The organism is Pseudomonas weihenstephanensis, assembly GCF_016812185.1.
GTDB classification, from domain to species: domain Bacteria; phylum Pseudomonadota; class Gammaproteobacteria; order Pseudomonadales; family Pseudomonadaceae; genus Aquipseudomonas; species Aquipseudomonas weihenstephanensis.
In genome coordinates, this window is record NZ_JAAEBV010000001.1 from 364690 (window position 1) to 387599 (window position 22910).

11 protein-coding genes are annotated in these 22910 nt (G+C 60.3%); 5 read left to right on the forward strand and 6 right to left on the reverse strand.

What is annotated here, in order from left to right; all coding sequences use genetic code 11:
- Nucleotides 1-7 precede the first annotated feature (7 nt).
- Together GYN01_RS01645 and GYN01_RS01650 are read right to left on the reverse strand one after the other, a co-directional pair.
- Nucleotides 8-13009 (reverse strand): non-ribosomal peptide synthetase, encoded by a 13002-nt coding sequence (locus tag GYN01_RS01645; RefSeq protein WP_203306499.1) that lies wholly within the window; start codon nt 13007-13009, stop codon nt 8-10.
- 71 nt (nt 13010-13080) lie between these two features.
- Nucleotides 13081-13839, reverse strand: a complete 759-nt coding sequence (locus tag GYN01_RS01650) for a thioesterase II family protein (RefSeq protein ID WP_048365656.1) — start codon at nt 13837-13839, stop codon at nt 13081-13083.
- A 368-nt stretch (nt 13840-14207) separates the two neighbouring features.
- On the opposite strand from GYN01_RS01650, the gene GYN01_RS01655 reads away from it, so the two are divergent.
- Nucleotides 14208-14756 carry an RNA polymerase factor sigma-70 gene (locus GYN01_RS01655; RefSeq protein WP_048365720.1) on the forward strand — a complete coding sequence of 183 codons (549 nt, stop codon included), beginning with the start codon at nt 14208-14210 and terminating at the stop codon, nt 14754-14756.
- Between the two features lie 64 nt (nt 14757-14820).
- Here the strand turns inward: GYN01_RS01655 and GYN01_RS01660 are convergent, their stop codons facing one another.
- Both GYN01_RS01660 and GYN01_RS01665 read right to left on the reverse strand, forming a co-directional pair.
- A complete protein-coding gene (locus GYN01_RS01660; protein ID WP_203306500.1) occupies nt 14821-15822 on the reverse strand; it encodes a GNAT family N-acetyltransferase in 1002 nt (333 codons plus the stop codon).
- A 61-nt stretch (nt 15823-15883) separates the two neighbouring features.
- Entirely contained in the window at nt 15884-16675 is a 792-nt protein-coding gene (locus GYN01_RS01665) for a substrate-binding periplasmic protein (protein WP_203306784.1), read from the reverse strand.
- Between the two features lie 220 nt (nt 16676-16895).
- On the opposite strand from GYN01_RS01665, the gene GYN01_RS01670 reads away from it, so the two are divergent.
- Both GYN01_RS01670 and ppnP read left to right on the forward strand, forming a co-directional pair.
- Nucleotides 16896-17447, forward strand: coding sequence for a 3'-5' exonuclease (locus GYN01_RS01670; RefSeq protein ID WP_048365653.1), 552 nt, complete (start codon nt 16896-16898; stop codon nt 17445-17447).
- A gap of 70 nt (nt 17448-17517) precedes the next feature.
- Nucleotides 17518-17799, forward strand: a complete 282-nt coding sequence (gene ppnP, locus GYN01_RS01675) for a pyrimidine/purine nucleoside phosphorylase (protein WP_048365652.1) — start codon at nt 17518-17520, stop codon at nt 17797-17799.
- Nucleotides 17800-17898: 99 nt separating this feature from the next.
- Here the strand turns inward: ppnP and GYN01_RS01680 are convergent, their stop codons facing one another.
- A complete protein-coding gene (locus GYN01_RS01680) occupies nt 17899-19665 on the reverse strand; it encodes an ABC transporter transmembrane domain-containing protein (protein WP_203306501.1) in 1767 nt (588 codons plus the stop codon).
- 251 nt (nt 19666-19916) lie between these two features.
- Between GYN01_RS01680 and GYN01_RS01685 the strand changes: the two genes are divergently transcribed.
- Nucleotides 19917-20096: a PA1571 family protein gene (locus GYN01_RS01685; protein WP_048365650.1), complete on the forward strand. Its 180-nt coding sequence runs from the start codon at nt 19917-19919 to the stop codon at nt 20094-20096.
- Between the two features lie 92 nt (nt 20097-20188).
- Here GYN01_RS01685 and pdxB read toward each other — a convergent pair whose 3' ends face one another.
- Nucleotides 20189-21331: a 4-phosphoerythronate dehydrogenase PdxB gene (pdxB, locus tag GYN01_RS01690; protein ID WP_203306502.1), complete on the reverse strand. Its 1143-nt coding sequence runs from the start codon at nt 21329-21331 to the stop codon at nt 20189-20191.
- A 165-nt stretch (nt 21332-21496) separates the two neighbouring features.
- On the opposite strand from pdxB, the gene GYN01_RS01695 reads away from it, so the two are divergent.
- A complete protein-coding gene (locus GYN01_RS01695; protein ID WP_048399158.1) occupies nt 21497-22900 on the forward strand; it encodes an MATE family efflux transporter in 1404 nt (467 codons plus the stop codon).
- The last annotated feature ends 10 nt before the right edge of the window (nt 22901-22910 follow it).

A 22910-nucleotide genomic window follows, 5' to 3' on the forward strand; every position in this document is an offset into this window, starting at 1 on the left:
GCGCTGACTACAGCCCTTCCAGTTCCGCCATCAAATCGCTGAGACGGTCTACTTTCTCCTCGTTGATTTCACTGCTTTGCAGCCCTTCGATGTACTGCGCCAGTTCCTCCACGCAACTGCATTCGAACATGGCGCGTAACGGCACGTTGCGTTGCAGCACCTTCTGCACCCGCGAAGCAATTTGCGTGGCCAACAACGAATGGCCACCCAACTCGAAGAAGTTGTCGCTCACCCCTACCCGCTCCACCGTCAGCACCTCGGCCCAGATATCGGCCAGGGTCTGTTCCAGCTCGGTGCGTGGCGCCACATAGCCTTCGCGTTGCAACTGGCCGATCTCGATCACAGGCAATGCCTTGCGGTCCAGTTTGCCGTTGGCATTGAGCGGCAAGTGTTCGAGCCATGCCCAATGCAGCGGCACCATGTACTCCGGCAGTTCGGCGCGCAAACAGCGCTTGAGCTGCTCCAGACGCTCGCGGTGGCTCAGCGTCGAAGGCGCCGCCACCAAATAACCCACCAGGTACTTGCCGTTTGGACCTTCTTGAACGCTGACCGCCGCATCGCGTACCTGCGGTTGCTCGTGCAGACGCGCCTCAATTTCGCCCAGTTCAATGCGATAGCCGCGGATCTTCACTTGATGGTCGATGCGCCCCACGTACTCCAGCACCCCGTCCAGGCGTCGGCGTGCCAGATCGCCGGTGCGGTACAAGCGCTCGCCCGGCGCACCGAACGGGTTAGGCACAAACACCGTCGCCGTGCGCAGCGGATCACTGACATAGCCGCGCCCGACCCCGGTCCCGGCTACACACAGCTCGCCGACGGCACCCAGCGCAACCAGTTGCAAGTCACCGTCGAGCAGGTACAAACGGTTGTTGTCGGTAGGTGTTCCGATGGGCAAATAACTGCCTTGGGTTGAAGCCTGATCGACACGGAAGAATGCCACATCATCAGAGCATTCCGCCGGGCCGTAGGCATTCACCAATCCAACGTGCGGGTAACGCAATAGCCATTGCTGAGCCAGTTCGGGCGGCATCGCTTCGCCCGTCGGCAGCATCCAGCGCAACCCGTCGAGCACAATGCGCTCTTGCGCCAACATCCCCTGAATCAGCGACGGCACGCTTTCCAGCACCGTGATGCCCTGCGCATTGACCTGCGCCAACAAGGCCTGCGGGTCATGGGCGATGGTGTTCGGCACGATGTCGACGCGCGCACCAAACAGGGGTGCAGCCAGGAACTGCCAGACCGAAATATCAAAGCTTTGTGAAGCCGTTTGCGCGATGACGTCGTGTTCGGTCAACTGCAAATACGGCACTTTGCTCAACTGGTTGTTCAACATCCCGCGCTGTTCGACCATCACCCCTTTTGGCAACCCGGTCGAACCCGAGGTGTAAATCACGTACGCCAGATTGTCCGGCTGGCTGTAAACCTGCGGGTTATGGTCGGCCAGCGCGGCGGCTTGTACCTGCTCCCACACCAGTAAACGCGGACGAATCGGGCAACCCGCCTCGTCAAGCAGCGCCTCGGCCTGTTCGAGGCAGGCTTGGGTGCACACCAGCAACGGCGTGCGGCTCATATCAATAATGCGGCTCAAGCGTGAACTCGGCAGCGCCGGGTCCAGGGGCAAATAACCAGCCCCGGCTTTAAAGCTGCCGATGATCATGCCGAGCAGGTCCAGGCCGCGCTCGGCCAACAGCGCCACCGGCTGGTCCGGCCGCACCAAGGCGTTGATCAAGGCATGCCCCAGACGGTTACTGCGCGCATTCAACTCGCGGTATCGCCACTGCTGATCAAGGCAGCTGGCAACGATGCGTTCTGGATGGGCTGCCACTTGCGCTTCAAACAGCTGGGCATAGCTCTGATCCAGCGGGTATGGGCGCTGGCTCTGATTGCACCCCGCAAGCAGAAATTCGCGCTCGCGAACACCCAGCAAGGGCAACTGCGCCATATCGCCTTCCAGCCCGTCCATCAGCGCCAGCAACAGACGCTTGAATTCGGCCAGCAAACGCTCAACGCTGCTGCGTTCGAAGTAGCGCTGGTCATACGACAGGTGCAGGCCCAAGTCATCACCGGGATAGCACACGGCCGTCAGCGGGAAGTTGGTGTGGGTGCGCCCCGAGTCCGACGTCGCCTTAAGGCTGTGCGCCCGATCCATGACCGTCATGTCGACCGGCGCGTTCTCGAACACAAACAGGCTGTCGAACAGCGGCTGGCCTTTTGGCAGCTCGCTGCGCTCCTGAATCGTGACCAACGGCAGGTATTCGTACTCACGCAGCTCCATGTTGTGTTCGAGCAGGTTGCTCAGCCACTGACGCACTCCCAGCGCCTGGCCCTCAGCCGGCATTTGCACGCGCAGGGCCACGCTGTTGATGAACAGACCGACCGTGTGTTGCATCTGCGGCAATTCCACCGGGCGACCGGCCACGGTCACGCCAAACAGTACGTCGCGCTCACCGCTAAAGCGTTGCAGCACTAAGGCCCACGCGGCTTGAGCGAAGGTATTGATGGTCAATTGATGTTGCTGCGCCAGCTCACGCAAGCGCACACCGTCTTGTACCTCAAGCCGGGTGTAGCAGTCGCCCACCAGCATGCCGCCGCTGTCGCCCGCGTGTTCACGCAAGAACGGCCGGTCACTGGGGATGTAAGTGGTTTGCTCGAAACCTTGCAGGTTGCGCTGCCACCAGTCATTGGCCTGTTGCAGGTTGCGCTGCTGCAACCAGCCGATGTAATCGCGGTAGCGCGGCGGTGTGGCCAGTTGTGCAACACGGCCTTCACCCAACGCGCTGTAAATGTCGAAGAAGTCGCTCATCAGCAATGAACGGCACCAGGCGTCAATCAGGATGTGGTGGTTGCTCATCATGAACCAGTAACGCTCAGCCCCCAGACGGATCAGGCGCAGGTGGAATGGCGCTTTATTGAGTAAATCAAACCCGGCCTCACGCTCCTGCTTGAGCAGGGCTTGCAAGCGCGCTTCATGCCCCTCCTGCGGCTCGGCACTCCAATCCAGATAGTCAATTTCAGTGCTGCCGGGGCGATGAATGATTTGCAGCATGTCTTCGCCCACGTTCCAGCAGAACGAGGCGCGCAGCGCTTCATGCCGCCCGACCACTGCCTGCCAGGCTTGCGCGAACCGTTGCGGGTCAAGCGCGCTGTTGATGCGGTAACGGTCCTGCATGTAATACAACCCGGTACCCGGCTCCAGCAAGGTGTGCAGCAGCATTCCCTCTTGCATCGGGGTCATCGGGTACACGTCTTCAATCAGCTCGGCCGCCACCGGCAAGGCGTCCAGTTGTGCCTGACTAAGCCTGGCCAGCGGGAAGTCAGAAGGCGTCAGGCCGCCAGCGCCGTCACTCACGCAATGGGCTATCAGCGCGTGCAGTTCACTGACATAGGCTTGCGCCAACTGCTCGATGATCGCTGCGTCGTAACGCTGGGCGCTGAATGTCCAGCGCAGCAGTAGCTCGCCGCCATACACCTGACTGTCGATACTCAGTTCGTTGGGCAACGGCGCCAGTGGGTCATGGGCCGCGCCCACAGGTTCGTCCAACGGGTGGAACAGCGCGTCACTGGCAAAGCTCTGGTCGAACTGCCCCAGGTAGTTGAACGTCACCGCCGCTTGCGGCAACGCCACCAGCGCCTGACGCGTGGCGTTATCGGTCAGGTAACGCAGCACGCCATAGCCCAGCCCTTTATGCGGCACGTTGCTCAGTTGCTCTTTGATAGCCTTGATCGACGCGCCCTGTTCTTCGTCCGGCAACGGGGTCAAACGCACTGGATAGGCGCTGGTGAACCAGCCCACAGTACGGCTCAGGTCGATGTCATCAAACAGCGTTTCGCGGCCATGCCCTTCCAGTTGCACCAGCGCCGACGGCTGCCCGGTCCAACGACACAGCACCCGTGCCAGTGCGCTCAGCAGCAGGTCATTGACCTGCGTGCGGTAAGCACTGGGCGCCTGTTGCAAGAGTTGCCGGGTTCGCTCGGCGTCCAGGTGCACGCTGACCGTCTGCGCGTGCTGATTTTGCCCGCCACCCTGTGGCCTTTCGCAGGGCAGCTCGACCCGTGGCCCGTTCAATTGCTGGCGCCACAGGCTTAACTCTTCACGCAACGATTCGCTGCCGGCATAGGCTTGCAAGCGCTCTGCCCACGCCCGTGAAGCGCTGGTTTTTTCAGGCAACCGCACAGGCTGTTGCGCCGCCAATTGGCGGTACAGCGTTTGCAAATCTTCAAGCAGCACGCGCCATGACACGCCGTCCACCGCCACGTGATGGATAACCAGCAACAAGCGCTGCTGACCTTGCGGCCCATCGACCAACAACGCACGCAGCAGAGGACCGCTTTGCAGGTCAAGGCTGCGTTGGGCATCGGCGTACAGCGCCTCACATTGCTGCATGTCAGACGCGGATGCCTGCCACAAAAGTGCGTGATCGGCCTCGGTGCAATATTGCGCACGCCATTGCCCCGCTGTTTTCTGGAAACGCAGGCGCAACGCATCATGGTGCTCCAGCAGCGCACTGAGGGCCTGCTCCAGCGTATGAGGCTCAAGCGCCAGACTCGGCTCCAGCAGCAACGACTGGTTCCAATGCTCACGGTGTGGCATGTCGGTGTCGAAGAACCAATGCTGGATGGGTGTCAGTGCCGACTCACCACTGAGTCGTCCTTGCTCGGCGTGGTGATTCGCGGTGCGCGTCGCAACCGCCGCCAATGCCCGCACCGTTTGGTGCTGAAACAGGTCACGTGGGCTGAAATGAATGCCCAGTTGCCGCGCACGGCTGACCACTTGAATCGACAGAATGGAGTCGCCGCCCAGTTCAAAGAAGTTGTCGTTGAGACCGATCTGTTTGAGGTTCAACACATCGCACCACACACCGGCCAGGCTTTGCTCCAGCGGGTTGCTGGGGGCCACATACTGTTGACGGTTCAGCTGCGGGTCCGGGGTTGGCAAGGCGCGCCGATCGAGCTTGCCATTGGCCGTCAGCGGCATGCTGGCCAGCAGCATCAGGTGGGTCGGGACCATGTAGTCGGGCAACTGCACCTTGAGCTGCGCTTTGAGTTCATCCCGTAGCGCAGCCTGATCAACCTCGCTGTGTTGCGCAGCGTCGCACACCAGATACGCCGCCAGTTGTTTGCCGCCGGCCATGTCGAGCGCCAGCACCACCGCTTCACGCACGTCGTGGTGTTCCAGCAGTCGGTTTTCGATTTCCCCCAACTCAATACGGAAACCGCGGATTTTTACTTGATGGTCAACCCGGCCGACGTATTCAACCAAACCATCGGCGCGTTGGCGTACCACATCGCCGGTGCGGTACAGCCGCCCGCCATTATCGGAAAAAGGATCAGCGACAAACCGCTCGGCGGTCATGCCGGGCCGTTGATGGTAGCCCTGCGCCAATCCTGCACCGCCGACATACAACTCACCCGTGGCGCCTTGCGGCACCAGGGCCAACCCGGCGTCGAGGATATACGCCACCCGCGCGCCGATGACCTGGCCGATGGGCACACTGCTCGCGCCCTCTTCCAATTGTTGCGGCGCCAGGCTGGCCAACGGCATGACCACGGTTTCGGTGGGACCATAGGCATTGAAAAACACCTTTGGCGCGAACGCCGCGCGAATCCGTTGCAAGTGCTCGCCGGTCAGCGCCTCGCCGCCGGTGATGCACATGCGCACCGGCAAGGTGTGCTGCTGCGTCGCCAGCCACTGTGCCAACTGGCTGCCGTAGCTGGGGGTGAAGCCCAGAATATTGACCTGTTGCTCGCGGATCAGTTGGCAGATCTGCTGCGCATCCCACTGCCCCTGCGCGCGCAATACCACCCGCGCACCACACAGCAAGGGCACCAGCAAACGCTCCGTCGCCGCATCAAAATTGATTGAGTAGAAGTGCAGCTCACAGTCGTCAGGGCGCATGCCGAAGCGCTCGATCACCGCACGACAGTGCATGGCAATTTCGCCGTGGGACACCACCACGCCTTTGGGCTGCCCTGTGGAGCCAGAGGTGTAAATCAGGTACGCCTGATGCCCCGCCAGGCTGATAAACGGCAGCTCAGCAGACGGGTAATTGTCCAGTTCCTGCGCGAGGTCTTCCATGCACCCGGGCGCGACGTGCTGCGGCAACTCGCCCAAGGCGTCAAACAACGCACGGTGACTCAACAGCAGGCCAATGCCGCTGTCTTCAATCATGTAGTGCAGACGTTCCAGCGGATATTCCGGGTCCAGCGGTACGTAGGCGCCCCCCGCCTTGAGGATCGCCAGCAAGCCGATCACCATCTCCAGAGATCGCTCAAGGGCCAAGCCCACACGCACCTGCGGTCCGACACCGCGCTGGCGCAGCCACCCCGCCAACCGGTTAGCACGGCTGTCCAGTTCGGCGTAGCTCAGGTGCTGGCCGGCGAAGGTCAACGCGATGGCGTCGGGGCGAAGCCGTGCTTGTTCAGCAAACAGGCTATGAATGCACAGGTCCAGCGCATGTTCGGCCACCGGCGCGGCCATGCATTGCACCAGTTGCTGTTGCTCTGGGGCCAGCATCAGCGGCAACTCGCTCAGGCGCTGTTGCGGATCGCCCAGCAGCGCCTCAAGCAGGTTGAGCCAGTGCGCGGCCATTTTGGCGATGCGCGGTTCGTCAAACAGATCGGTGCTGTACGTCAGGCAGCAACCCAGACGATGGTCAAGGTCAGTGACTTCCAGGTTGAGGTCAAACTTGGTGGCACGCGCATCGTTGGCCAGGTACTCGACGCTCATCCCTGCCAATTCTCGGCGTTGCTGGAACGCCCAGCGCTGCACGTTGCACATGACCTGGAACAGCGGGTTATAGGCCGCGCTGCGCGGTGGCTGCAACGCTTCGACCACATGATCGAAGGGCAAGTCCTGATGCGACTGACCTTCAATCACGGTCTGACGCACTTGTTCTATCAGTTCGCCCACACTCATCTGCGCATCGAGTTGGCAACGCAGCACTTGGGTGTTGAGGAAAGCGCCGATCAGCCCTTCGCTTTCAGGGCGGATGCGGTTGGCAACAGGTGCGCCGATGCGCAGATCTCTCTGGCCACTGTAGCGATAGAGCAACACCGCCAGCGCGGCGGTCATGGTCATGAACAGCGTCAGGCCATGCTCGGCATTGAAAGCCCGCACCCGCGCCGCCAATTCGTCGCTCAGGTCGAAGCGGTACAACTCACCCTGATAGCTTTGCACCGGGGGCCGCGCACGGTCGCTCGGCAGCTCCAGCAGCGGGTGTTCGCTGCCCAGTTTGGCGGTCCAGTAATCGAGCTGGCGTTGACGCTCGCCCGACTCCAGCCACTGGCGTTGCCACACGCTGTAATCCAGGTATTGCACGGCCAGCGGGGCCAGCGGTGACAGGCGGTCATCGAGGAAGGCTTCGTAGAGCACGCCCAATTCACGGGCGAAAATGTCCATCGCCCAGCCTTCCGTCACAATGTGGTGCAAGGTCAGCACAAAGTAGTGTTCGCGCTCACCCGCCTTGACCATGCACGCACGCAGCAGCGGCCCCACTTCCAGGTCGAACGGTCGATGCGCTTCACTGTCAGCCAGCGCTTGCAAACGCTGCTGACGCGTCGGTTCATCCAACTGGCTGAGGTCGAGCCAGGCCATGTTTACGCCGGTTTCGTGGTGCACGCGTTGGCACGCCACGCCGTCGATGCTCGGGAAGGTGGTGCGCAAGGTTTCGTGACGCAAGATCAACGCTTGCAACGCGGCCTCAAAACGCCCGACATCCAGCACGCCCTTTAGCCGCGCCATGCCCCCCACGTTGTACGCCGGGCTGTCGGGTTCCATCTGCCACAAGAACCACATGCGCTGTTGCGAGTACGACAAGGGCACCGGCTGACGACGGTCGACTTTTTCAATCGGCCGTTGCGTATTACGCGTGCCCGCCGCCTGAATCAGTGCCACCTGGTCGGCAAACGCTCCCAGTTCACTGGCTTCAAACAGCGTTCGCAGCGCCAGCTCCACATCACACGCCTGACGCACCCGCGAAACGATTTGCGTGGCCAGCAATGAATGCCCGCCCAATGCAAAAAAGTCATCGCGCAAACCGATGCGCGTTTGCCCCAGCACTTCACGCCAGATGCCCGCGATCTGTTGTTGCAGTTCTGTCTCAGGCTCGACATGTTCTCGCACCTGCCACAGCGGTTCAGGCAATGCGCGCCGATCCAGTTTGCCGCTCGGGCTGAGCGGCATGGCGTCCAGTTGCAGCAGTTGCGCGGGCACCATGTACTCCGGCAACACCTGTGCCAGCGCGGCCCTCACGTATTCGTTGTCAAAGGCGTCAGCCCCGTGCGCAGTGTAGTAACCGATCAGTTGCGGCCCCGCGACGGTTTCACGAATCAAGACTGCCGCTTGCGCCACACCCGGTAGTGCCAGCAAACACGCTTCGATCTCTTGCGGTTCGACACGAAAGCCGCGCAATTTGACCTGCTGGTCGAGTCGCCCGAGGTACTCCAGCACACCGTCGGCGCCCCAGCGCACCTGATCGCCCGTGCGGTACAAGCGCGCGCCAGGCTCACCCAGCGGGTCGGCGATAAAGCGCTCGGCAGTCAGCCCCGGCCGTTGCAGGTAGCCACGCGCCAATCCGATACCGCCGATGCACAACTCACCCGGCACCCCGGCCGGCAGCGGGTTCAGCTCACTGTCGAGAACACGGCACAGCACGTTGCCCAGCGGTCGTCCAATGGGCGAGCGCTCGCCGTCTTCGGGACCGCAGTGCCAATGGGTCACGTTGATGGCGGTTTCGGTGGGGCCGTAGCGGTTATGCAATTGCACCTGTGGCCATTGCGCCAGCACCCGATTGCGCAATTCGGCCGGCAGCGCTTCGCCCCCCGAGAACAGGCGACGCAGGCTGTGGCACTGCGCCGCCTGAGGTTCATCCACAAACAGACGCAACAACGGCGGCACAAAGTGCAAGGTGGTCACGCCAAACTGCTGCACCAACTGCGCGATACGCTGCGGGTCGCGGTGCTCGCCGGGGGCGGCCAGTACCAATGGGCACCCGGTGATCAGCGGCCAGAAGCACTCCCACACCGACACGTCAAAACTGATCGGCGCTTTTTGCATCAGCACATCGTCGGCGTGTAGCCCGTAAGTGGCCTGCATCCATTGCAAACGCTCACTCAGCGCGGCATGGGTGTTGCCTACGCCTTTGGGTTGCCCGGTGGAGCCAGAGGTGTAAATCACGTACGCGAGGTTGTCGCCGTGCAGGTGCAAGCCCGGCGCGTGGCTCGGCCAGTTGTCGAGCTTGAGCAAGTCCATCGCAATGACGCTGACGGCTTCGACAGCAGGCAAGGCAGCGAGCAGTTGGCTTTGAGTCAGCAACAATTGGGCACCGCAATCCTCAAGCATGTAGGCCAGGCGGTCCTGCGGGTAATCGGGGTCCAACGGCACATAGGCGCCACCGGCCTTGAGAATCGCCAGCAGCCCGATCAACAGTTGTGGCGAACGCTGGGCGGCAATCGCGACGCGTACATCCGGGCCGACGCCTTTATCGCGCAGGTAGTTGGCCAACCGGTTGGCCTGAGCATGCAGGCTGGCAACGTCAAGGCTGCCACCGTCCCACAGCAACGCTACAGCGCCAGGCGTTTGCAGGGCCTGTTGTTCCAATAATTGCGGCAACCACTGCGCTGCTGGCGCGCAAGGTGCCTCGCCCCAGCCTTGCTGCACAGCGCACTGCTGAGCCGAGAGCATGTGCAAATCACCGAGTGGCTGATCCGCGCGCGCACTCACCTGGCCCAACAGGCTGACAAACTGCTCGGCCAGACGGGCAATCGTGCTGGCATCGAACAGTTCATCGGCGTAATCGAATGACAGTTTCAGGCGCCCCTGGCGGTCTTCTTCACTGTGCAACTGCAAGTCGAACTTGGCTTCGCGGCTGTGCCACTCCAACTCTTCGGCGAGCAAACCCGGCAACCGGCGCAAGGCACTCAGGTCGCGCTGCTGGTGATTGAACATGACCTGAAACAAACCGTGCTCGCGAGCCTGCGGGCAGGCTTCGACCAATTGTTCGAACGGCAAATCCTGATGCGCTTGAGCCTCCAATGTGGCCTGACGGGTGTGTTGCACCAGCTCTGCAAACGTTAAACGCCCCTCCACATGACCGCGCAGCACCAAGGTGTTGATGAAGAAGCCGATCAGGCCGTGGGTTTCCTGACGTGGCCGGTTGGCGCTGGGCACGCCAATGCGAATGTCGTTCTGGCCGCTGTAGCGATAGAGCAGGGTTTGAAAAGTCGCCAATAGCCATATGAACGGCGTGGCATTGTGCGCGTGCGCCGCCGTGCGTACCGCCCCACTCAGGGCGGCGTCCAGCGTTAAGCTGTGGCGGGCAGCGCTGGCGCGCTGGAGGGCTGAACGCGGGTGGTCGGCCGCCAGCCGCAACACCGGATGCTCATCGCCCAACTGGCGGTGCCAGTAATCGAGCTGGCGTGCCGCTTCACCTTGCGCCAGCCATTGGCGCTGCCAACTGCCATAGTCAGCGTATTGCAGTGCCAGCGGCGTCAGTTCCAGCGGCTGGCCAAGACAGGCAGCCGCGTACAACCGTGAGAACTCTTCTATCAACAGGTTGAGCGACCAGCCATCGGCAATGATGTGGTGCAAGGTCAAGAGCAACTGGTGCTCTTCGTCATCGAGCTTGACCAGCGTGACCCAGAACAACGGACCGTTTTGCAGATCGAACCGGGTGTGTGCTTGTTCTTCGCGTATCTGTTGTGCACGGGACTCGCGCTGATCAACTGCCAGGTCGCTGAGATCAATCCGTTGCAGGTCAAAATCGGCACGTTCATCGACCCGCTGCATGGCTTGCCCGTCATGCTCATAAAAGCGCGTGCGCAAGGCTTCATGGCGTTCAACCAACTGCGCAAAACTGCTGCACAACGCGGCTTCGTTGAGTTCACCGCGCAGGCGCAAGGCACCGGGAATCGTATAGGCGCTGCTGGTCGGGTCGAGCTGCCACATAAACCACAAGCGGTTTTGCGCCAGCGATTGAGGCAGGCCGTTCTGGCGCGGCAACGCCGCGATGGCGCCCTGGGCCACGCCGCCATCCTGCTGCAATGCGCCGATTTGTGCGGCGAAAGCGCCCAGCGTCGGCGCTTCAAACAACAGGCGCAGGCTCAGCTCCAGCTTGAGTTCTTCGCGCAGGCGGGCAATCACTTGGGTGGCGAGAATCGAGTTACCGCCCAACAGGAAGAAATGATCATCGCCAGCGACTTGCTCGACCTGCAAGTGCTCACACCAGACCCAGGCAATCAGCGCTTCAAGTTCGGACACACGCTGTGCGCCATCCTCTTTGAGCGCTGCATCGTCGCCCAACGGGAACTGCGCGTAACTGTCGAGACTGCCATCGGCCAGGCGATTGCGACAGGCTGAACGTTGCAGTTTGCCGCTGGAGGTTTTGGGCAACGCGCCGGGGTTGAGCAGCACGACCACGCTGGGCGCTTGCTGGCAGGCGTCGGCTACCGCTTGGCGAATGGCATTGATCAACGCGTCGGGGGGGAGAATTTTTTGCACGCTGCGGCTGATTTCTGCCGCAATGCCAATCCCCTCCTCGCCTTTGACATTCACCGCAAACGCCGCCACCCGACCTTTGCGCACCACTTCGACTTCGCGCTCGATGGTTTTTTCGATGTCTTGCGGGTACAGATTTTGCCCGCGCACGATCAGCAGGTCTTTCAAGCGACCGGTGATAAACAACTCGCCGTCGTGCATAAACCCCAGATCGCCGGTGCGCAGCCAGGTCGCCCCCTGAAACTCGACAAAGGTGTTGGCACTGGCCTGGGGGTTGCGCCAGTAACCGTGGGCAATACTCGGGCCGCTGGCCCACACTTCACCGACGCGATTCTCAGCCAGCACGTGGAGCTGACCCGGTTCGACGATCAATACCGCGTGTTCAGGCTGGCTGGTGCCACAGCTCATCACCGGGCTACCGTCGCCCGGCACAATGCGGTTATCGGCCAGCGCCAATTCGTCCAGGCACAAGGCCGGGATGCCCTGACCGCGTTGGCCACCGGCCACAAACAGCGTGGCCTCAGCCAAACCATAGGAGGCGAAATAACTGGCGGGGGTAAAACCGCAGGAGGCGAACTTCTCGGCGAAGCGCTCAAGGCTGTCCTGGCGGATCGGTTCAGAACCCGAGTACGCCACGCGCCAGCGGCTCAGGTCCAAGCCTGCCAGCGCCGTGTCACTGACTCGCTCGCTGCACAATCGATACGCAAAGTCCGGGCCGCCGCTGATAGTGCCGCCGTACTCGCTGATCGCTTCAAGCCAGCGCAAAGGGCGGGTCAAAAAGTACGCCGGGGACATCAATATGCACGGCACACCGCTGAAAATCGGCTGCAACAAACCGCCAATCAAGCCCATGTCGTGGTACAGCGGCAACCAGCTGACAATGACGTCGTCCGGGTTCAGGTCGATGCCAAAACCACGGCGAATCAATACTTCATTGGCCACCAGATTGCCGTGGGTGACTTGCACCCCTTTGGGCAAGGCGGTGGAACCCGAGGTGTACTGCAAGAACGCAATGTCGTCAGCCTGCAAGGCGACCGGTTGCCAGCCCTGAGCAATGCCCGGTTCAAGCTCATCGACACACAACAGCTGTGGCGCGCCTTCGCCTGAGAGTTCATCCATGTGCAGCAAAGGCGCGCGCAAACCGCTGCTGGTCAACAGCAGGCGCGGCTCGGCATCGGTCAGAATCGACAGCAAACGCTCTTGATGATGACGTCGCGCTGACTCAGGCGGATAAGCCGGTACAGCAATGACACCCGCGTACAGGCAGCCGAAAAACGCAGCCACATAATCCGGGCCACTGGGAAACAACAACACCGCGCGATCACCCACCCGGGCATTGGCCTGCAATGCTGCGGCAATGGTGCGCGCGCGAAGATCCAGATCGCCATAGCTCAGCACCTGGCCTGCCTGCGGGTCGTCGGCCAGAAAGCGTAACGCCAGTTGATCCGGGGTGTGGGCTGCACGTTGTTGCAGGGCTTGGGCCAATGTGCCGGGAAGTTCGAACGCGTCCATCATGGGGTTTCCTGCCTGGGGTCGGCTTGAAAGAAATTCGGTCTGCTAGAAGTACGAGGCGCCGGGGCTGCGCTTTACACGCTCGCCCCGGCCAACTGCCGGGCCTGGTGATTGCGCCAGCGGGCCAGATGCTCTTCGAGATAACGGCGCACGCAGCGCAGCAAGGGCTGCTCTTGCTCGACCAGAAAGAAGTGGTGCCCCTCAAACATGTCGAGGGAAAAGACGCTGCTGGTGTCGGCCTGCCAATCGAGCAATTGTTCGGCACGTACGCTGTCCTGCTTGCCGCCGAAGACGTGGATCGGCAGCGCCAGGGCGGGTCGTTGACCGTGGACGAAACTGCCGCACAACAGAAAGTCCGCACGCATGATGGGCAGCATCAATTGCATCAATTCGCCATTGCCCAGCACCGCTTCGTCAGTGCCTTTCAACTCACGTAAACGGGCGATCAGTTGCGCATCGGTTTTAGCCACGGTGTATTCGCTCACATCGCGCCGGGCAGGCCCCGCCGTCGCTGACGCAAACAGCGCCAGCGGTTCAGGCACGCCGCGTGTGCGCAAGGCATGCACCAGCTCAAAGGCCAGCAACCCGCCCAGGCTATGGCCGAACAACGCATAAGGCCGGTCCAGTTCCAGGCTGATTTCATCCGCCAACTGGCTGGCCAAACGCTGGATATCGCATTGCAGCGGTTCGTCCATGCGCATGCCGCGCCCTGGCAGCTCCAGCGGACGCACGTGCAGCCATGCAGGTAATGAGCGGCGCCAGCGGCTGTACGACATGGCACTGGCGCCCGAATGCGGCAAGCAAAACAAGCGCAGTTTGATCTCGTCGCTCATATCAAACAGCCACTGCGGTATGAGGCGCCAATGCTCGGGCGGTGCGCGCTGTCACCCGGCTGAAACACACCCTGTTCACGATCAAAAAACATCTCGCCCTCCTGTCCGAGCCATTACGCGGCCAGCATTGATGCCCGACCTTTGTCCATTGAGAACGGTTGGCCACGGCAAATAATTAGTCTGGCGCCAGACAGCGGTTTTGAGCGGATGCGGCGTGATGTGAGGTGTTTCTCAAAGTTTTGTAATTGCGATCATTAATTCTCTTTCTCAATTGACAATCATTATCATTCAACCTAATTTGTTGCCAGCTGTGTAGGCGGCGCCTTGTGTACCCGCCCACACTTTTTCAATTGCAGCAGGTGATTTCCATGACGGAACAAGTGTTCACAAGCAAGTGCGATTCACCCTTACTTCAAGCCTTTGTTGAAAACAGGCTCATTCTGGTCAAGATCGCCGCGCGCATTACCGGTTGTCGTTCCAGGGCTGAAGATGTGGTGCAAGACGCCTTCTTCCGTTTGCAGTCAGCGCCGCAAATCACCTCTTCCTTCAAGGCGCAGTTGAGTTACCTGTTTCAGATCGTGCGCAATCTGGCGATCGATCATTACCGCAAGCAGGCGCTGGAGCAGAAATACTCCGGTACAGAAGAGGAAGGCTTGAATGTGGTCATCCACGGCGCGTCGCCCGAAACCTCGCACATCAACTTCTCGACCCTGGAAAACATCGCCGAAGCGCTGACCGAGCTGCCTAGCCGCACGCGCTATGCGTTCGAGATGTACCGGTTGCACGGTGTGCAGCAAAAAGACATCGCCAAGGAGCTGGGCGTGTCCCCCACGCTGGTGAACTTCATGATCCGCGATGCACTGATTCACTGCCGCAAGGTCTCGGGCACCCCGCGCGATACCTTCGCACGCCGTTAAAGCCCGAGCCTTGCGCTCGATCCTGTAGCCGCGGTCGAGGCATGCGACTACAGGTCAGCACGGGTCAGAGCAATGAGCACCCGTCAAAGAACCGCTCGCGGCTTTGCATCATCAGCGCTGCGCGCTTGTGCGGGAAGTTGAACTCTTTTTCGCAGTGATACCCCTGGGCCTGCATGTAGCCGATCATTTTTGCGTTATCGGCACGCGGCTCTGCCACCACCCGCCGGGTGCGCGGGTCAGCCAAAAACAGGTAATGAGTGAGCGCCGACAGCCAACTGGCCACTTTGTGCGGCCCACGATGCGCCTGCTCCCCCACCAGCATATGAATGCCGCGATCAAAATCATCCACGTCGTAAAACGGCGCGATGCGGTCTTCCTTGGCCCAATACGCCTCAAAGTACGCAAATGGCTGATCGTCGAAACAACCGATCAAAGTCAGGGTATGCGGGTCAGCGGCCAGGGTTTCGAGAAACTGGCGATGACGCTCAAGCGTGCCGCCCTCCTCCCAGAAGTCCATGACTCGCGGGGTGTTTTGCCAGCGGCTGAAACGCTCAAGGTCCAACTCGATATTCAGCGTGCGCAGGGAGATCCATTGACCGAGCCGTGAATCAAACCGGCGATACACTTCACCCTGCGGTTTGGGCGCTCGCAGCGGGTGACGTTTGCCTGCGCTGATGACCATGTGCAATGGATACGCTGGCGCAACTGTTTCGCCCAGCCACGGCTGAGGCCGCTGCCAAAACAGGCTGCGCAAACAGGTGTATTGACCGGCGATGTCAGTGGCCAGAAGCAGACCGTCAAGCAGTGCTTCATGGGGTGGGTGGCTGAGGTGCCAGGTCAGTCGCTGGCAGTGCGGATCACTGGCCAACAACCAGTAACACCCCGCCCAGACGGCCTGGAGTGACGGCGCCGCACGGTGATCCGCCAGGTACACATTCAGCCCTTCGCCGCGCTCAAGTCGCAGGTCGATCAACGGCTCATGGCCGAGGGCAAGGGTCAGGCGGGTGTCTGTCACGTCGGCGCTCAAATCGCGCCAGCAGGGTTGATGCGCTAAAACAGAAGTCATGGTATGGGCTCACGATTATCGTCAACAGTCAGGCTGTTTGACGTTAGCCGCTCGCTGGAATTTAGGGCAGGGTTTGGGCCGATGCCGCGCGCACCGGCACCAGGGCAATTTTGAACGGCGCAAAAATAGCGTTCATTTGCCCGTTGTCCCGCAGTTTTTGCAGCAGGTCTGCAAATTGTGGCCCGCTGATCGGCGCCTGCGGGCGCAACAACGCGTAGTGATGGTAGATCTGGTCGATCCGCTGCGAGACCAGGATGTTGTGCTGGATCTGCGGATCGCGACTGAGCAGCTCAGCCAGGTTGGAGCGCGTGATCAAGGCGATGTCGACCCTGGCGCGCAATACCATCTGCAGATTGCTCTCATGGGAATAGGTGAGCACCGCGTTGAAGGTCTGCGTCAGGTATTTAGGTGAAGAGTCGAACCCTGCAAACGCGTAGTGATAACCGCTGAACAACGCCAACCGCTTGTTGCTCAAGTCGTCGAAGTAATGTTGCTGGCGTTGCGGCTGGCGCCTGGCGACAAACACCTCGGCATCTTCCAGCCCCATGTCGACAGCGCTGTAAGCAATGCCCTGCCAGCCCCAGGCCGGGTTTTCGAACATCACGACATCGACCCGCCCTTGCTCGAAATCGCGGAAGCGACGGGGAATGGAGCTGGGCACCAGTACAAAACGGTAGTCACTTTGCAGGCGGTTCAACGCCTCCAGCAATTGCGGCAGCAAGCCGGTGTCGGCGCCGCTTTCAGGGCGCACGGTGTAAGGGGGGAAATGAGCTGCGCCGACCCTGATTTCCTGAGCCGCCCACACAGGTGTCAGGCACATCATGCCAAGGGCCAGCAACACGCTATGAGCCATCCGGACTGGCAAACACTTCAAACCGTACACCTCTGGAAACGCCCTTGGCTGGAACTTATTGATCGCCACACGACCTGAGATCGGGCGTGCTGGCAATTTAAGCCTGTATAGCCTACCAAGGAAGCGCTTGACTGGCCCATACAAAATAGAACCTAGGCGGATGTCAACGCTTTAGCTACGCTCCATTGCTCAACGCGGATGCTGTTAAAGGAAGCTGCACATGCCTCACTGGCTGGTAATTGATCTGGAAGCCACAACCGACGATGGCGGCTGGCCTCTGGAGGAAATGGAGGTAATTGAAATCGGTGCCAGTGTTGTCACGCGGGCTGGCCGTGAGGTGGATCATTTCCAGCGTTTTATTCGCCCAGCACGCCGCCCTTTGCTCACGCCCTTCTGTCGCCAATTAACACGCATCACTCAAGCCAACATTGATGGCGCGGCACCGCTGCCCCTCGTCTGGGAGCAGTTTGAGCGCTGGCTTGGGCAACACGGGCCCAAGCTTGAGGCCTGGGCCAGCTGGGGCGATTATGACCGCCTGCAACTTGAGCAGGAGTGGCAGCAAAAACAGCTCAACAGTGTGCTGGCACACCTGCCGCACCTGAACCTCAAGCAGCAATTTGCTCATGCCCGTCAGTTGAAGCGACCGCTGGGCCTCAACAGTGCGTTGCAACTGGCGGGCATGCAATTTAACGGTCAGCAGCATCGGGCACTGGAAGATGCGCGAAATACCGCACGTTTATTGCCGCTGATTCTTGAAGATAAGCGCTTATAAAAGGGCGTGACGGGATAAAACGGCTTCTGCATACTGGCCAGCCATTTTTAGCCCTTCCCGAGGAATCGCCATGTTTAAAGTCAACGAATACTTCGACGGCACCGTCAAGTCGATTGCCTTCACGCAAGCTGAAGGCAAAGCCACCATTGGCGTCATGGCCCCGGGTGAATACGAGTTCGGTACGGCCGAGCGAGAAATCATGCACGTGGTCTCGGGCGAACTGAGCGTCAAACTGCCAGGCAGCGACACGTTTCAAACCTTTAAAACCGCCAGCCAATTCAACGTACCGGCCAACAGCAAGTTTCAGCTCAAGGTCGCGGTTGAAACCGCTTACCTGTGTGAATACCGCTGAGACACCCCCCCGGGTGTAGCTACCTCGCAAGGCGCACGCGCAAGACGTCGCCTCGCGTTACTCGTCAACGGCTACACATACAACGCACTCTTCAGGCAATCACTCTCGTCCATTGAACTGCAAGGCCGCCAACCGCGCATACAGGGGGTTGCTGGCGATCAGTTCGGCATGGGTGCCAATAGCCACCAGCTTGCCGTGATCCATGACCGCAATGCGGTCGGCATTTTGCACCGTGGCCAAACGGTGGGCGATCACCAGCGTAGTGCGCCCCGACATCAGGCTGGGCAACGCTTGTTGAATCAAGTGTTCGCTTTGAGCATCCAATGCGCTGGTGGCTTCATCCAGCAACAGGATCGGCGCATCCACCAGTAAGGCGCGGGCAATCGCCAAACGCTGACGTTGGCCGCCCGACAACCCAAGCCCACCATCGCCCAAATGAGTCTGATAACCCTGAGGCATTTGCAAAATGAACTCATGCGCGTGGGCAATGCGCGCGGCCGCCTCCACTTGCGCGTCAGTGGCCTGAGGGTTGCCGTACCGAATGTTGTCCTCCACGGTGCCGAAAAACAGCGCCGGGTTTTGGGACACCAGGGCAAAACAGCGGCGCAGGTCTTGCGGGTCTAATTGCGAAATGGGCAGCCCTTCAAGCAGGATCTGACCGTGCTGCGGGTCGTAGAAGCGCAGCAGCAAATCAAACAGCGTGGATTTGCCCGCGCCAGACGGCCCCACCAGCGCCAATGTCTCGCCTGCATGGATGGTCAGCGTGAGGTCTTCAAGGGCGTAGCGTTCAGGCCGTGACGGGTAGGAAAAATACAGCCGATCAAGCTGAAGATTGCCTGCCACCCGCTCAGGCAAAGCCTGCACCCCCTGGCTGGGCGACACGATCAGGCTTTGGGATTGCAGCAGCTCTGCGATCCGTTCGGCTGCGCCTGCTGCGCGCTGCAATTCACCGATGACTTCACTTAACGTACCAAAAGCGCTGCCTACGATCAGGCTATAGAACACAAACGCTGCCAGCTCACCGCCCGTGATACGCCCTGCGATCACGTCCATGCCGCCCACCCACAACATGACCCCGACAGCACCCAGCACCAGCAAGATCACCAGCGTTATCAGCCAGGCACGCTGAGCAATACGCTTGCGCGCGGTGGCAAAGGCCTGCTCCACCGTTTGGGCAAAGCGTTGACGGTCCTGCTGTTGGTGGTTATAGGCCTGCACGGTTTTGATCTGCCCCAGCGCTTCGGACACGTAACTGCCTACGTCGGCAATCCGGTCCTGGCTCTCACGCGACAAACCCCGCACCCGTCGGCCGAAAATCAAAATCGGCGCCAGCACCAGGGGCAACGCCACCACCACGATGCTGGTGAGTTTGGGGTTGGTCACGAACAGCAGCACGATACCGCCGATCACCATCAGGCTGTTGCGCAAGAACAGTGACAACGAAGAGCCAATCACCGATTGCAGCAACGTGGTGTCCGCGGTCAGCCGGGACTGGATTTCCGAGCTGCGGTTGTTCTCATAGAACCCTGGGTGCAAGTCGATCAGATGGTTAAACACCTGGCGCCGGATATCGGCCACCACCCGTTCCCCGATCCACGACACCAGGTAAAAGCGCACAAAAGTGCCCACCGACAATGCCAGCACCAGCAGCATAAACAAGCCGATGGACTGGTTAAGCAGATGCGCAGACTGGGTCATGAAACCTTTGTCCACCAGCAAACGAATACCCTGCCCCATCGACAGCGTGATGCCGGCGGTCACAATCAGCGCCAGTAATGCACCTAGCGCTTGCCAGCGATACGGCGCAACAAAATGAGTGGCCAAACGAATGGCGCGGCGTTGAACGGAAGAAAGCATCAAGGGCATCCGAAAAATCAGCAAAAGAATGGACAGCGATTAAAGGCTGACAGCCTACAACGAATGTTCTGTAAGACCTGTAAACCTTTCTCACTCGTTTTGAATATGACCGGGTGCAGCAAACCGTAGGCCTGAATGATCTAAACCGAGGCTGGTAGTTTCAAGATAATTCTGTTTGAGTAAATGGCCGCCAAGTGGTGTCACTGCTTGGTCATTAAACGGAACTACATTAGCGCTACACCCTGATGAGGAGACAGGCCATGGACTTGCAACACAACGCTCAACACGCAGTACCGGTGATTCGGACTCAGCCAGACCAGTCATTGGGGTGCGCGATCATTGATGCGCAGGGCAATGAAGTGTCGATCACTGAAGAAATGATTCAACACGCGTGCGCCGAACTGGATAAACGCCTGGTTCAGCCCAAGCACGAGAATTGACAGCCGTCGTTGGGTGACATCGGTTTAACCACGCATCCACCTGTAGGCGCGAACTTGCTTCGCGCCTACAGGGACCTTGTTCAGGCGAACGGTTAAACGACTACACACCCGAGCGCTGTGACCATCGACGTCAGCGCCTCGTTTTCACCTTCAATGTGTACCGCCAGCCCTTCAATCTCGCGACGCACCGGGTAATGCTTGCGCAAGGCATCGAACGCCAGCTTTTGTTGCTCAACCGTACCGACCAGACTGCGGCGAAATTCAGCATCGTCACGACGCGGGTCATACACGCCCCGACACAACATGGCCAATGCCCAGTCCAGATCACTGTTGGCGCTGAGTTCAACCTTGGCCAACCACGGTGCTGGCAGCAAGTCAGCCAGGTGGACTTCAGGTGTTTGCCCCCACGCATCACACAACGCCTGATAAATCTGCGCCGTGCCGCGTTGCTTGCCGTCCAGGCTGTAACCCGCGATGTGCGGGGTAGCCAACACGCACAGCTCCGCCAATTCAACATCCACCTGCGGCTCACCTTCCCAGACATCCAGCACGGCTTGCAGGTCTTCACGCTCGGTCAACACCTGGCGCAGCGCTGCATTATCGACCACCGGTCCGCGGCTGGCATTAATCAGCCAGGTACCAGGCTTGAGTTGGTTCAAGCGTTGCGCGTTGAGCAAGTGCCAGGTCGCATCATTGCCGGATTTGATCAGCGGGGTGTGCAGGCTGAGCACGTCGCACTGCTCGATGATCTGCTCGAGGGTGACGTAATCGCCGCCTTCTGCTGCCTGACGCAGCGGGTCGCACACTTTGACGTTCCAGCCAAGTGCGCGCAGCACGTTGACCAGCCGCCCACCGACCTCACCCGCACCGATCACGCCATAGGTACGCTGCTTGAGGTCTACGCCTTCGATCTCCGCCAGCGTCAACAAACTGCCCAGCACGTAGTCCACGACCCCGCGCGCATTGCAGCCCGGCGCGCTGGCCCACTGAATACCGGCTTGTTCGAAGTAGTCCAGCGCCAAGTGATCGGTGCCAATGGTGCACGTGCCGACAAATCTCACCGCACTGCCTTCCAGCAGCTCGCGGTCGACGCGCGTCACTGAACGCACCAGCAACACATCGGCATCATGCACGTCGGCACGGGTGATTTGACGCCCCGGCAAACGGCGGATTTCACCGAATGAGGCAAAGAACGGTTCGATCAGCGGAATATTTTCATCAGCAACAATCAACATGGCAGGCTCCTTTGGCGGAGCAGCAGTGTAGGCGTTGTTGTACACAATGGGCCAGTGAGGTGTCGCGCGAGTTTCTTCAGCCTGCTTACAAAGCTGCTACAACTCGGCGGTTAGGGGCGCGTACAATCCCCGCCTTTGCGCGTTAAACACTGTGGATGCACGCTTGTGAATTCTGTTTCTCCTGATATTTGTGCCACTCGCATCAGCCGCCCTGCACGGGTACGTACCGAAGTACGCGCGCTGATGGCGCTGGCGTTTCCGATCATCATTTCTCAGGTGGCCACCACGGCGATGGGGTTTGTCGATGCGGTCATGGCTGGGCGAGTCGGCCCGCGCGATCTGGCGGCCGTGGCGCTGGGCAACTCGGTGTGGGTGCCGGTATTTCTGCTGATGTCTGGCATTTTGCTGGCCACCACGCCCAAAGTCGCTCAGCGTTTCGGCGCCAACAACCACCGTGAAATCGGTCCTATCGTGCGCCAGGCCCTGTGGCTGGCCTTGATAACCGGCGTCTGCGCCGCCTTGATTCTGATCGCGGCCGAACCCTTGCTGCACTGGATGAAGGTCGCGCCTGACTTGATTGAACCGTGCATGGGCTATTTGCACGGGATTGCCAGCGGCATGCCCGCCGTGGCGATTTACTGCGTGCTGCGCGGGTTCAGTGACGGGCTGGGTAAAACCCGCCCGAGCATGGTGCTGGGCCTGTGTGCGCTGGCGCTGAACATCCCTCTCAACTACGTGTTCATCTATGGCCATTTGGGCGTACCGGCCATGGGCGGCGTCGGTTGCGGCTGGGCGACGGCCATTGTGATGTGGTTTATGGCGTTGGGTATGGTGGTGTGGACGTACCGTGGCGCGATCTATCAAACGAGCCAGGTGTACAGCCATTTCGAATGGCCCCAGTGGCCCATTCTCAAACGCTTGCTCAGCGTCGGCCTGCCCATTGGTATCGCCGTGTTTGCCGAGTCGAGCATTTTTGCGGTGATTGCGTTGTTGATTGGCAGCCTGGGCGCAACCGTGGTTTCTGGCCATCAAATTGCCCTTAACTTCAGCTCGCTGGTGTTCATGATCCCGTATTCATTGGGGATGGCGATCACCGTGCGCGTGGGTCAGGCGCTGGGCCGTGAGCAACCGCGTGAAGCCCGCTTTGTCGCAGGCGTAGGCATGGGCACCGCACTGGTGTGGGCGTGTATTTCGGCCAGTTTGATTCTGCTGCTGCGCGGACCGATTGCCAGTATCTACACCGCCGATCCAATGGTGCTTGAAGTGGCTACCCTGCTGCTGGTGTTCGCAGCGCTGTATCAGTTTTCGGACGTCATTCAAGTGACCGCAGCCGGTGCCCTGCGCGGGTATCAAGACACGCGGGTGACGATGATCATGACCTTGTTCGCGTACTGGGGTGTGGGCTTGCCCGTGGGCTATGCGCTGGGCCTGACCGACTGGTTGGGCGAACCCAGCGGCCCGAGCGGGTTGTGGCAAGGCTTGATTGTCGGCCTGACCTGCGCGGCGTTGATGCTCAGCGTGCGACTGGTGAGCAGTGCCAAAAAACGCATTCGTGCGGCCCGCATCTAGCCTGGTTGGA